Here is an 11,966-nt window from a genome sequence, read left to right on the forward strand (position 1 = left end):
GAGTTGTCATGAGTACATCGCCAGCGCGCAAGGATCCCGCGACCACGGCTCCCGAGGCTCCTGGGGCCCGGGCGGCCGACCAGCCAGCCCCGGCGCAGCGCAGCGGCGCGAGCGTCGCCTCCAGTGACCGCCGTGAGGTGCTGGCTCGCGAGAAGGACCGCTTCGGCGGCATCAAGTGGGGTTCGGCGTTCTTCGGCTGGCTGACCGCCACCGGCACCGCCGTCATCCTCACCGCCGTGCTCGTGGCGGCCGGCGCCACCGTGGGCATCGCCACCGGCGCCGACAGCAGCGATGCGCAGAACAATGCCAAAACCATCGGCATCGCCGGTGGGCTCACGCTGTTGGCGGTGATCCTGGTGGCCTACTTCTGCGGCGGCTACGTCGCCGGGCGCATGGCCCGCTTCAGCGGCGTCAAGCAGGGCATCGCCGTCTGGATCTGGGCGATCGTGATCGCAGTGATCGTGGCCGTCGCCGGGGCTGCCCTGGGCGACAAGTACGACCTGCTGGACCGCATCGGCGGGTTCCCGCGGTTGCCGATCGGCGGCGGCAACGTCACCACCGGCAGTGTCGTGGCCGTGATCATCGCCCTGATCGCCGCGCTGGTGGGCGCGATCCTGGGCGGGCTGGCCGGCATGCGCTACCACCGCCGGGTCGACCAGGCCGGGCTCGGACGCTGAGGAGGAGGCAAACCCATGATCAACCGAGATTCCGTGCGCCACGTGTACGGCACCGACGTCTACAGCACTGACGGCGACAAGATCGGCTCGGCCGGGCAGGTGTATCTCGACAACGACACCGGCGCCCCGGCGTGGGTGGCCGTGCGCACCGGGCTGTTCGGCAAGAAGGAATCGTTCGTGCCGCTGCAGGATGCCACCCTGGACGGCGATCGGCTCGAAGTGCCCTTCGCCAAGGACAAGGTCAAGCAAGCCCCGCGCATCGACCAGGACGGCGAACTCAGCCCGGCCGACGAGGACGAGCTGTACCGCTACTACCGCCCCGGCTCCGACACAGCGGCCGGCTCGGGCTCAGGCTCGGAGGACCACGACGACGAACACGACCACGACGCCATGACCCGCTCGGAGGAAAGGCTGGTGCCGCGCGGCACCCGCACCGAGGAGATCGGCAAGGCGCGGCTGCGCAAGTATGTGGTCACCGAGGAGAAGCAGGTCACCGTTCCGGTCACCCGTGAAGAGGTACGGCTGGAGCACGAGCCCGCGCACGATGGCGAGAACCGCGTCGCCGCCACCGACGATCGCCGCCCAGCCGACGACGACGACGATTCCGCAATGATTCTGTGGGCCGAGGAGCCCGTGGTGACAACCAGGTCCGTCCCCGTGGAACGGGTGCGGATGCGCAAGGAAACCGTTTCCGGCGAGGAAACGGTAAGCCGCCCGGTGCGCCAGGAACGCATCGAGTTGCAGGACGACACCAAATAAATTGCACCGGCAGGCCCGCCACCTCATCGGTGAGCGGGCCTGCCGGTGCAATCCGGTGCCGGTGATCAGCTGAAGGACACCCACGACGTCGTGACCGGGGTGTTCTTCGCAAGGCAAACGGCGTGGTTGCCGGAAAGCACTTCGTTGCTCAGCACATTGGTCGTCAGGCCGCACACGGTGGCGGCCGCGCTGACCGGGACGTTCTGCAGCAGAATGATCTGGTTGCCGCTCAGGACGTCCTGGGCGTACACGTTGACCAGTCCACCCTGCGGGGTCGTCGCCGCGGCAGGCCCGGCAAGCGTCAAACCACCAAGGGCAGCCGCGGCGGTCAGGGTCAGGGCGGCCATGCTCTTACGAATACGCATCGGAATAGCTCCACATCGTCATCATCGCTGGGACAACCTGTCGGGGAATGTGTTTCCAGTCCGGCAGGAGCCAATCATGAATAGACTGGATATCGCCACTTCGCGTGATTTCCGGCGCTTGTTTATCGGTTTTCACCCCGATATTCGGCGCCTCACGTTTATGAGCTAAACGTCCGGGCACGCTGACGACAACATGCGTCATCCGGATCAAGAAACGGTCCACTCCCCCTTTCCACGTCTGGCCGGCGGTGCCGTCACCTGCCCGCAGCGGCCGGACGCAGCCACGAAGGAAGACCTCATGATCACCCAGAACGACCTTCAGCGGATCTTCAACGCCGACGCGTACGACAACGACGGCGACAAGATCGGCTCTGTTGGCCAGGTCTACCTGGACAGCCAGGACAACTCCCCCGCCTGGGTCTCGATCAGGACCGGCCTGTTCGGAACCAAGGAGTCCTTCGCGCCCCTGCAGCGGGCCAGCCTCTCGGGCGACCGGCTCGATGTGCCGTTCAGCAAGGCGCAGGTGAAGGACGCACCGCGAATCGACGTGGATGGCGACCTGAGCCCGGCCCAGGAGCAGGAGCTGTACACGTACTACGGCGAGAACTCCGGTTCCACGTCCGGCCGGCAGGACTTCAGCAGCACCGGCACCGGGCACGACACCTCGGGGCCCTCGACCGACACCGCGATGACCCGCTCGGAGGAGCACCTTGTCGCGGGCACCCGCTCCGAGCAGGCCGGCAAGGCCCGGTTGCGTAAGTACGTAGTCACCGAGCAGCAGTCGGCCACCGTACCGGTCATGCACGAAGAGGCGACCTTGGAGCGTGAGCCGATCACCGACGCCACCATCGGCAAGGCACTGGACGGCCCGGAGATCTCCGAGGAGGAGCACGAACTCACCTTGCACGCAGAGCGGCCCGTCGTGGACACCGAGGCCGTGCCGGTCGAGCGCGTGCGGCTCAACAAGCAAACCGTCACCGAGCAGGAGACGGTCAGCGGCGAAGTGCGCAAGGAGCAGATCGAGTTCGACGACCGAACCCGCTGACCCCCCACCAGGGAGGCTCCGCACCCCGCGGCAGCCTCCCCGAGGGGTCGTCAGAGGCCGGTGGAGGCAGCCGGGCGGCCGTCGACCGGGGTCCGGTCCTCGCCCACCGTCGGCTCCTTCTTCAACCGGCCGCGCCGGGTGTCCCAGATGTCGCGGGCGATGATCTGCAGGATGCCGGCCACGGGGATCGCGAGCAGCGCGCCGAGGATGCCGGCCACCTCCACGGCGATCAGGATGGCAATCAGCACGGTCAGCGGGTTCACCTTGACCGTACGCGCGAAGATCAACGGCTGCAGCAGGTGGTTCTCCAGTTGCTGGTACAGCACGAAGAAGATGATGACGACGATGCCGGCCGTGGTGGATTCGACGAACGCCGCGAGCGTGGCGACCACGGCTCCCAGCGTGGCTCCGACCAGGGGAATGAGGTCGACGAGCCCGACGAACAAGGCAATCAGACCGGCGTACGGCACGCCCAGAATCGCCAGCACGGCGTAGGTTAGCGCCCCGCAGATGACGCTGATCAGCAGGTTGCCGGTGATGTAGCCGGTGATGGTCTTGGCGCAGTCGTGACCGACTCGGCGGATGCGCTCGGCACGCTGCTCGTCGAACAGAGCGAGGAAACCGTGCACCACCTTGGGGGCTTCCAGAACCATGAGGTACGCCAGCACGAAGATCGTGACCACCCCGGCCACGCTGGTTGCGGCCCCGCGCAACAGCGACAGGGTCGAGCCGCCAAGCCCGGAGGCGTACTGACGGAAGCGGTCGGCGTTGTTCTGGGCGTACTCGAGCAGGTTGTAGCGCTCGATCAGGCCGCCGACCGGACCGCGTCCGGAGCGGGCATCCTGGACGATCTTCGGGAAATCGGCAATGACCTGGGATCCCTCGTGGATCAGCGGCACGATGAACAATGTTGCCAGGCCACCGAGCAGGACCAGCGCCAGGAGGAAGACCAGCAGGGTAGCCAGCCAGCGCTTACCGAAGGCGGCACGGCGCTCCACCCAGTTGACCGCGGGGTGCAACGCCACGGCGAAGAAGGCCGCCACCACAATCCACGTCAGAACCTGACTGGTGGCGCGGATCAGCAGGAGAAGAAGCATCGTGGCGAGGACCAGACCTATCACGATCAAGGTCCGCCGGGCCACGACGGCATTGTCACGGTTGTTCACCGCGCAGAGCTACCCGCTGGTACCTGCACCAAACGCAAGCGAAGGCGGCAACCGATGACGGCCAGAATGTGTGGGCTTTTCACGAAGCGTGCTTCTATGGTGGCGTGATGGTGATCCGCGGATGAACACGGTAGACAAACACGCCATCCACGTCGGCGGCCTTGCGCAGGGCCAGCCGATGCTGTTCGCGCATGGCTACGGCTGCGACCAGAACATGTGGCGCCTGGTCGCCCCCGCATTCACGGCCACCCACCGGGTGGTGCTCTTCGACCATGTCGGCGTGGGCAAGTCGGACCTGCGCTCGTACGACAAAACCCGCTATTCCAGTCTGGATGGCTACGCCTCCGACGTCCTCACGATCATCCACGACCTCGACCTGTACGACGTGATCTTCGTCGGACACTCGGTCAGCGCGATGATCGGCGTGCTGGCGGCCATCCGCGAGCCGGAGCGCTTCGCCGACCTGATCCTGATCGGGCCGTCCCCGTCCTACATCGACGAGGGCGACTACATCGGCGGTTTCACCCGGTCCGACATCGACGAGATGATGAACTCGCTCGACAGCAACTATCTGGGCTGGTCCAGCGTCATCGCCCCGATCATCATGGCCAACCCGCAGCGCCCGGAGCTGAGCATCGAGCTGATCAACAGCTTCTGCGCCACCGACCCGGACATCGCCAAGCGGTTCGCGCACGTCACGTTCCTGTCCGACAACCGCAAAGATCTGGCCAGCGTGCGCACCCCGTCGCTGATCCTGCAGTGCACCGACGACGTCATCGCCCCGCAGAACGTCGGCGAGTACGTCCACGAGCGCCTGCCCGGCAGCACCCTGGTGGTCCTGAACGCCACCGGTCACTGCCCCAACTTGAGTGCCCCCGAGGAAACCGTCGAGGCGATCAAGAGCTACCTCACCGGCAAGTAACGCCGCCACCGGATGCGGCGCCACTTGCGCGTCACTAAGCTGCTGCGGTGCCCGAACCCACCGCCGTCCGGCGGCTGACCAAGAAAACGCTGGTGACCGTCTCGCACGCGCTGGAACAAGCGGCGCTGGCGGCGGCCGAGGACGGACCGATGGTGGTCATCGCGTTGTTCCAGCGGCTGCCGTACTTCGACCGCGAACGCCGGGTGTACGAGCGCATCGCGCAGCAGGCCACGGCCACGGTGGTGGGGCTGGTCGCCGCGCAGGCCCCCGAGGTCCCGGCCGGCGCGTACGCCGTGCTGCTCGACGAGAAGGAGGAGCTGGCGCGGGAGTGGACCGTGGTTGTGCTGACCCCGCGCTTCGGTGCCCTGCTGGTGGCCGAGGACCTGGAGGAGGTCCAGCCCGGCACCACCACGCTGGAAAGTGGGCGGGTGTTCGCGGGTCGCACCAGCATGCGCCGCGACGAGGCGTTGCACGAGGTGCTCCGGTTGCGCGACCGGCTGGCCGGCCGCCTGTCGCCGGCCGCGCAGGACGCCGTGGAAGCCGTCGTCGGCCGGGTCCGCGAGCTGCCGGCAACTCCCGGCGAGAGCCGCGCCGATGCGATGCTGCACCTGTTCGCCGCTCAGGCCGAACGGGACCACACCCGGTTGCGCACCCGGAACCCCGCCACCGATCTGGCCGATGAGCCCGGGATCCGGCAGTGGTCCGGGGCGGAAGGGGTCACCGCCTCAGGGGTCCTGCCGGTGGCGGTGCTGGCGGTGCGGATCACGCACGCGGCCGGGGGACAGCAAGGACCCATTGGGCGTACGGCCACCCGTCAGCAACAAGCCGCCGTCGAGCTGCTCGTCACCCGGCTCCGACCGGCCGACCGAGCCATGAAGGCCAGCGACAACGACTTCACGTTGTTCCTGCCCGCCCGGTCCCACGACGACGCGGTGGCCTTCGCGTACCAGCTGGTGAATGACTTCGCCGAGGCCGCTCAGCGCAGCGCGTTCCTGTCGGCGACGGTGACCGTGGCCCTGACCGTCACCCGCAGCCGGCCGCTACCCGAGAACGAGCTGCGGCAGGCGCTGGCGTGGGCGCTGGAGCGCAACGCCCCCGTGGTGACGATCAACGGCTAGGCCCTGCGCAGCAACGAGTCAGCGGTCGCAGCCCAGGGCCGGCCGGGCCGGGCCGCCCAGGTTGCGGTGCCGTCCTCTGCTGTGCCCGGGTCCTGCTCGGCGGCGTTCTCCCCCAGGATGTCTGCCCACTGTGCAACATCAGCCGTCAGCTCGGCCCAGTCCGCGCCCGTCAGGGTCACCGTTCCGCCATCCGACGAACGGGCAACGACGCGGGCCAGGGGCTTGTTGTCCAGGCCGTCGGGTCCGAGGGCTTCGCGGACGTGGTGCCATTGGCGGGCTTTCAGACGTACCGGATAACGCTTCTCCGGCCTTAGTCCCAGCTCTTGCAAGGCGTCCAGGGAGCCATCGGCGACCCGGCTCAGATCCGGCGCCGTTTCGTCCACTGTGAACTCGCACCACGGGGAGGCGTCCAGGGTCTCGGACGAACCAGCGGCCCGCCAACGGTAGGAGTGCCCCGGCGTGAGCTCGCCCGGCTCAAACGTCATTGTCACCGTGGCGCCGAAGGCGGTGGCGGGTTCGGCGTAGGTGCTGTCCGGGTCGCCCAGCGCCCGATACTCGAAGGTGGCAGCGGGCTGAGCGTTCGCGGCGAAGACGACAGTGAGCGCCGGCGTGCTCGTCGCGACAAACGGCCGGTGCTCGCCCGTCACACATCCGGGCACCGCGCCGGTCTGGAAGGTCACGGGGACAGCGGCGGGCGGCGGCGCGGTCTCGGCCACCGCGACGCAGTCGACCGGCAGCACGCCCGGCCCCGCGTCTGCCGGCTGCGCGTCTGCCGGCTGCGCGTCTGCCGGCTGCGCGTGCCCGCAAACCGGTCCTGAGACGGCATCCTGGCCCGGCACGAGCGTCACGAGGGGCGATCGCGAAGCCGGCGGCCGCGCCGAGCCCGCGGCGACCAGCACCAGCACCAGCGTCCCCATTGCCGACAACCCCCGCAGCCACCGGCGCACGCCACTCCCCCTCATCGCAGGCTGACCATTATGGCAACAGTGCGGGTCGAGACCCTGTCGATGTACCCGCCGCCCAGGCGTGGGAAGCGGTAGCCGATGCCGGCGCGGTTCACCGGCGGCTACGTCATCGAGGCGGATGCGGGGCGGTGATTGCGGTGCGGGGACTCTGGGCCGTCCGGAATCGTCGCTTGTGCTCGGGCTTGGCCAGGTACATGGCATAGTCGGCGCGCTCGATCACCCTGTCGGGGGTTTGGCCGGGGGCCGCGAGCGCGACACCGACCGTTCCCCCGCTCTGCACCGGGCCACAGCTGAGCTGCAGGGGTTCGGTGAAGCAGGCTCGTACGGCCTGGGCCACGGTTTCCGCCTCGGCCGCTCCCGCGTGGGGCAGCAGCACCGCGAACTCGTCGCCGCCGAGCCGGGCCACCGTGGCCGTCTCGTCCACTGCGGTGCTGAGTCGCTGGGCCACCCCGGCCAGCAGCTCATCGCCGACCTTGTGACCGCGGGTGTCGTTGACGCTTTTGAAGTCGTTCAGGTCGAGCAGCAGCATGGCGTACGAGATGCCCGAGCTGTGGGCCAGGCCGAGCCGCTCGAACAGCAGGCGCCGGTTCGGCAACCCGGTCAGCAGGTCGAAGTAGGCGGCGTTGTGCAGGTGCTCCTCGTACGAGCGTTGCGCCGTCACGTCCAGCAGGGCCAGCACCACCCCGCCGCCCTCGGCCAGGCTCTCGCTCATCGGCACGCTCTGCACCACGATCCGCAGGCTCGAGCCGTCGGCCCGGATCAACTGCACCTCGCGTTCGGCCCGGGTGGCACCGGCCGCGCTGGCCGCGGCCATCTCGTGCAGGTCGACCGGGCGGCCCTCCAGGTCTGCCAGCCGCAGCTCGCGCAGGCCGGGCTTGTCGTCGGCGGACCAGCCGATGAGGTTCAGCACCGCCGGGTTGGCCAGCGCCACGTCCCCGGCGGCGTCGGTGACCACCACGGGGAACGGTAGTTCGGTCAGCACGCTGCCGAGCAGGGCGTTGCGAGCCTGGTGCTGTTCCTGCAGCTTGGCCATCAGGGTGCGGGTGCCGTACACCATGAGGCTGGTGGTCGGCAGCGAGAGCATCGCTCCCGCGACGGCTTCGATGTGCCACGGCATGACGATGGCGATGACCCAGATGCCCAGGTAGCCGGCCTGCGAGAGCAGCAGCCGGGGCAGCCCGCCGATCGCGGCGCGAAACAGCACGGCCATGAAGAACGTGCTGATCACCGGCTGGATCGCGTTGACCTGCGACAAGAGCAGCAGCACGGCACCCAGTTCGAGCACGTCGACCCAGACCGGCAGCGGCCGCGCCCGGCGGAACTCGGCAATGCGCAGCGAGAAACCGAAGAGCTGCACCGCAGCGCACAGCACGGTCACGGCAGCCCCGCCACCGGAGTGGTAGGTCTGCACGGTCAGCCCGGTCGCGCAGATGAGCAGCGAGATCAGGAACAACAACCGCAACGAGCGCATCACGTCCCGCTGGACGAACAACCGCAATCGGACGAACCCGGTGCTGGGCAAAACACGAACCATGTAGCCCTCGATCGGCACTTTGCCGCCCGAGGTGAGCCGCTGCCAGGTTGCAATCGGGGTCAGCCCCGCCTCACCCGCGATCAAAGAGCGCTGGTCCCAGTGCCGAGCGGCGTCAGCGGACCTCGTAGCGGTGCCGCTGACCAGGCCCGCGTCGCACAGCCCGGCGAACAGCCAGTCCAGCCCGCCCTCGGTCAGCCGTTGCGCACGGTAGCCGATCTCGGCCTGCAGCAGGTCGCGCACCCGGGACCACACCGGCTCGATCAGCAGCAATGATCCAGCGGTCACCTCACTTGTGGATGGTCAGTTGCGGGGGCAACGCGGGGTCGCCAGGTGTGACCACCCGCCGACCGGGTATGCGGGCCCGGTGAGCGACAAGGGGCCAGCCGGCAGCACAATCTGGATGACCAGCACGGCGCGGGCCGCGTACGGTGCCGCCCTGCTCCTGCTGCCCCAGCGATTGCTCAGGCTCGGCGCCCGGCCGCCGCTTCCGGACGCTGCGCTCACCGTGGCCCGGGTGCTCGGCGCCCGCCACCTGATGCAGGCCGTTGTGACCGCCGCAGCACCGACCACCCGGGTGGTGACCGCCGGCGCCGGCGTCGACGCGCTGCACGCAAGCTCCCAAATGGGCCTGGCCGCGTTGTCCTCGCGCTGGCGCACCGTGGCGCTGGCTGACGCCGCAGCCGCCGCGGTGCTGATCGCCGCTGCCGGGGGCACTCTGCGTGGGCGGCGATGAGACCTGACCGGCCGCCCGCTCACTGCGTCAGCTCCAGCACCACCTTGATGTCGTCGGGCCGGGACTGCAGCGCTTGCTCGAAACGGTCCAGCGGCACCCGCCGGGTGATCAGCTGGGAAAGCCAGTCGAGGTCGGCCCGCGCCAGCGCCTGCGCCGCGGCATCGTAGTGGCTCAGGTTCGCATTCACCGAGCCGACGACCACATCGTTCTCCAGCACCATCTCACGGTTGGCCGCCCCCAGATCCACCCGGGTCTTGCGGCCCACAGTGGAAACCCCGGTCAGACAGACGATGCCGTACGGAGCAGTGCCCGCGATCGCCGCGAACACCACGTCCGGCACCCCGGTGGCCTCGATGATGATGTCCGGGTTGAGCTGCCCGGTGACGTCCCCGACGGCCGAGCTGTGGTAGTGCGCGCCCAGCGCCTGCACCGCCGATCGCTTCGGCCCCTCGGCGGCCAGGTCGACCACGTGCACGTCCAGTCCGCGCTGCACGCCGAGCAGCGCCGCCAGCAACCCGATCGGACCGGCCCCGGTGACCAGCACCCGCTGCGGCTCGAACCACGACCGGGACCCGACCCGTTCGACCTGGTCCCAGGCCTTGGCGACCACGCTGGCCGGCTCCATCAGCATGCCGGCCTGTTCCAGCCGCGGATCCAGCTTGACCGCGTAGTCCTTCTCGACGCTCCAGAGCTGGCTGCCGTACCCGTCGATCTGCTTGATACCGCGCTCGGTGTACCCGCCGTTGCGGCACATGTCGAACTCGCCGTGCGCGCAAGCCCCGCACGGCACCGGGTCGGGCCGGCGCACCACGCCCACCACCAGGTCCCCGGGCGCGAACCCGCTGTCCGGCGGCGCGGTGCGTACCCGGCCCAGCGACTCGTGACCCAGCACGAGGCGGTCGCGGCCCGGCGGCGCCCAGCCGTACTGACCGTCGATGATCTCGTGGTCGGTGCCGCAGATGCCCAGCGCGAGCCCCTCGACCAGCAGCTCCCCCGGCCCCGGCTCGGGATCGGGTACCTCGCGGACCTCGGCGGATCCGGCCTTGAGCGGCTCGACGGTCAACGCGCGCATGGGCTGCTCCTGAAAGGAAGACATTTCGGCCTTCGGGGGCTACCCAGGATCAGCGCAAACTAAAGCTGCGCCACCACTGCCGTTGGCGAGGCCGGCGCCGGGGCCACCGGCTGGGAGGTCACGATGCGGTGCCGGCCGGCGGCCTTGGCCTCGTACAGTGCGGCGTCGGCGCGGGCGGTCAGCTCCTCGGGGCTCTCCGAGCCGTCCCAGCAGGCCAGCCCGGCGGAGAAACTCTGACCCAGCGGTGTGGCTCGCAGAACCCGCTGCAGGATGTGAACAGCCTCGCCGGCGGTGGCATCGGGCAGCAGCGCAATGAACTCCTCGCCGCCGTAGCGGGCCAGGATGTCGCCCTCGCGCAGGGCCGCGCCCCACGCTGCCGCGGCGTCCTTGAGGAGCCGGTCGCCGGCCGGGTGACCGTAGCTGTCGTTGAACCGCTTGAAGTGATCCAGGTCGATCATGGCGATAGTGACCGCCACGGTGCCGCGCCGGGCCATCTCCAAGGCCCGGGGCATCTCGTCCTTCCAGGCGCGCCGGTTCGGCAAGCCGGTGAGCTCGTCCTCGCGCGACAGCGTGCGGACCCGGTCGGCCTGGCGTTCGACCTCGCGCACCAGTTGCCACATGCGCAACACGACGAGGAGGAACAACACCGTGGAACCGGCCACGATCGCCGCGCCGTCGTTGAGCGTGTCGGTGTACAGCTGCACGGCCAGCACGGCCGGCGCGATCAGCGAGGCAACGGTCAGCGAGGCCAGCATGGCGGTGCTCAGCCGCGGCGCCCGCTGCACGGCCGCCCGGTCCAGGTCGCGGGCGCTCGGGTGCAGGGCGGCGACGGCGAACAAGCAGAAGGCGATCAGGAAAATGGAGTCGACCCCGCGGTGCAGCACCCGGATGTCGTCGATGTCGATGCCGAGGTTGCCCAGCACCACCCAGGTCGTGTCGCCGCCGAAGAAGGCGATGCCCGACCCGGTGATCCACCAGAACGCCGATCCGCGGCTGCCACCCGAGCGCACCAGCCGGGTCAGCATGGCCAGCAGGAGCAGGTCACCGATCGGGTAAGCGATCTGGATGATCCGGCCGGGCAGCGAGGTCTGCTCCCCGAAGGCGGCCGGCTCGATCACGTACACCCAGGCCAGCAGGCCCAGGCCGGTGGTGAACGTGCTGGCGTCGACCATGGCGGCCCAGTTGCGGCGCGGCTCGCGGCGCTTGATCAGCAGCGCGAAGCCCACGGCGCAGGCCGGGTACAGCAGCAGGAACAGCGGGTCGGCCGGCGTCGGGGACTCGTCGACGTGCAGCACCTTGGAGGAGTAGATCGCCACCGCGATACCGGACGCGTTGGCGAAGAGCCCGAAGGCGAAGCACCACCACGGCAGGCGTTGGTGCGGCTCCAACCGGCGTGCCCCCAGCAGCACGGCCGCCACGGCGCCGTAGCCGATGCCGATCTGCCAGGCAGATTTCCACCACGGGGACTCGGGCACAAGCTGGTATCCCGCCACGCAGACCCCGGCCAGCACGGCGAACAGCTTCCCAGCGCGCCCGCCCATGACGTCCTCGTTCCTCACCCGTCGACTCCGGCCTTCAGCACATCGCGGCTGGGGTGTGCTTTGCGGTTC

The 11,966-nt window shown here is 69.2% G+C and carries 13 protein-coding genes; 6 read left to right on the forward strand and 7 right to left on the reverse strand.

Annotation, left to right across the window (positions count from 1 at the left end):
* The first annotated feature begins 8 nt into the window (after positions 1–8).
* Both TFC3_RS13300 and TFC3_RS13305 read left to right on the forward strand, forming a co-directional pair.
* Positions 9–677: a hypothetical protein gene (locus TFC3_RS13300; RefSeq protein ID WP_067499623.1), complete on the forward strand. Its 669-nt coding sequence runs from the start codon at positions 9–11 to the stop codon at positions 675–677.
* Positions 678–692: 15 nt separating this feature from the next.
* A complete protein-coding gene (locus TFC3_RS13305) occupies positions 693–1,436 on the forward strand; it encodes a PRC and DUF2382 domain-containing protein (RefSeq protein WP_067499625.1) in 744 nt (247 codons plus the stop codon).
* A gap of 65 nt (positions 1,437–1,501) precedes the next feature.
* Here the strand turns inward: TFC3_RS13305 and TFC3_RS13310 are convergent, their stop codons facing one another.
* Both TFC3_RS13310 and TFC3_RS37035 read right to left on the reverse strand, forming a co-directional pair.
* Positions 1,502–1,801 (reverse strand): hypothetical protein, encoded by a 300-nt coding sequence (locus TFC3_RS13310; protein WP_082772026.1) that lies wholly within the window; start codon positions 1,799–1,801, stop codon positions 1,502–1,504.
* Positions 1,788–2,003, reverse strand: a complete 216-nt coding sequence (locus TFC3_RS37035; protein ID WP_153040220.1) for a hypothetical protein — start codon at positions 2,001–2,003, stop codon at positions 1,788–1,790. The genes TFC3_RS13310 and TFC3_RS37035 overlap by 14 nt, the downstream gene beginning before the upstream one ends.
* Positions 2,004–2,099: 96 nt before the next feature.
* Between TFC3_RS37035 and TFC3_RS13315 the strand changes: the two genes are divergently transcribed.
* The gene (locus TFC3_RS13315) at positions 2,100–2,846 is read left to right on the forward strand and encodes a DUF2382 domain-containing protein (protein WP_067499629.1); all 747 of its coding nucleotides are present in this window, start codon (positions 2,100–2,102) and stop codon (positions 2,844–2,846) included.
* A gap of 50 nt (positions 2,847–2,896) precedes the next feature.
* On the opposite strand, the gene TFC3_RS13320 is transcribed toward TFC3_RS13315, so the two are convergent.
* Positions 2,897–3,988 carry an AI-2E family transporter gene (locus TFC3_RS13320; protein WP_067506580.1) on the reverse strand — a complete coding sequence of 364 codons (1,092 nt, stop codon included), beginning with the start codon at positions 3,986–3,988 and terminating at the stop codon, positions 2,897–2,899.
* A gap of 145 nt (positions 3,989–4,133) precedes the next feature.
* Here TFC3_RS13320 and TFC3_RS13325 point away from each other — a divergent pair, with 145 nt between their 5' ends.
* Positions 4,134–4,934, forward strand: coding sequence for an alpha/beta fold hydrolase (locus TFC3_RS13325; RefSeq protein ID WP_067499631.1), 801 nt, complete (start codon positions 4,134–4,136; stop codon positions 4,932–4,934).
* A 47-nt stretch (positions 4,935–4,981) separates the two neighbouring features.
* Positions 4,982–6,052 (forward strand): DICT sensory domain-containing protein, encoded by a 1,071-nt coding sequence (locus TFC3_RS13330; RefSeq protein WP_067499633.1) that lies wholly within the window; start codon positions 4,982–4,984, stop codon positions 6,050–6,052.
* On the opposite strand, the gene TFC3_RS13335 is transcribed toward TFC3_RS13330, so the two are convergent.
* Positions 6,049–7,014: a hypothetical protein gene (locus TFC3_RS13335; protein ID WP_153040221.1), complete on the reverse strand. Its 966-nt coding sequence runs from the start codon at positions 7,012–7,014 to the stop codon at positions 6,049–6,051. The genes TFC3_RS13330 and TFC3_RS13335 overlap by 4 nt on opposite strands.
* Before the next feature lie 109 nt (positions 7,015–7,123).
* Complete coding sequence (locus TFC3_RS13340) at positions 7,124–8,836, reverse strand: GGDEF domain-containing protein (protein ID WP_153040222.1); 1,713 nt, start codon at positions 8,834–8,836, stop codon at positions 7,124–7,126.
* Between the two features lie 79 nt (positions 8,837–8,915).
* On the opposite strand from TFC3_RS13340, the gene TFC3_RS13345 reads away from it, so the two are divergent.
* On the forward strand, positions 8,916–9,284 hold the full coding sequence (locus TFC3_RS13345) for a hypothetical protein (RefSeq protein WP_067499639.1): 369 nt from the start codon (positions 8,916–8,918) through the stop codon (positions 9,282–9,284).
* Between the two features lie 19 nt (positions 9,285–9,303).
* Here the strand turns inward: TFC3_RS13345 and TFC3_RS13350 are convergent, their stop codons facing one another.
* Together TFC3_RS13350 and TFC3_RS13355 are read right to left on the reverse strand one after the other, a co-directional pair.
* The gene (locus TFC3_RS13350; protein ID WP_067499641.1) at positions 9,304–10,356 is read right to left on the reverse strand and encodes a glucose 1-dehydrogenase; all 1,053 of its coding nucleotides are present in this window, start codon (positions 10,354–10,356) and stop codon (positions 9,304–9,306) included.
* A 59-nt stretch (positions 10,357–10,415) separates the two neighbouring features.
* Positions 10,416–11,915 (reverse strand): GGDEF domain-containing protein, encoded by a 1,500-nt coding sequence (locus TFC3_RS13355; protein WP_236718106.1) that lies wholly within the window; start codon positions 11,913–11,915, stop codon positions 10,416–10,418.
* Between the last annotated feature and the right edge of the window lie 51 nt (positions 11,916–11,966).

It is taken from the genome of Actinoplanes sp. TFC3 (assembly GCF_001553785.1).
Taxonomy (GTDB): domain Bacteria; phylum Actinomycetota; class Actinomycetes; order Mycobacteriales; family Micromonosporaceae; genus Actinoplanes.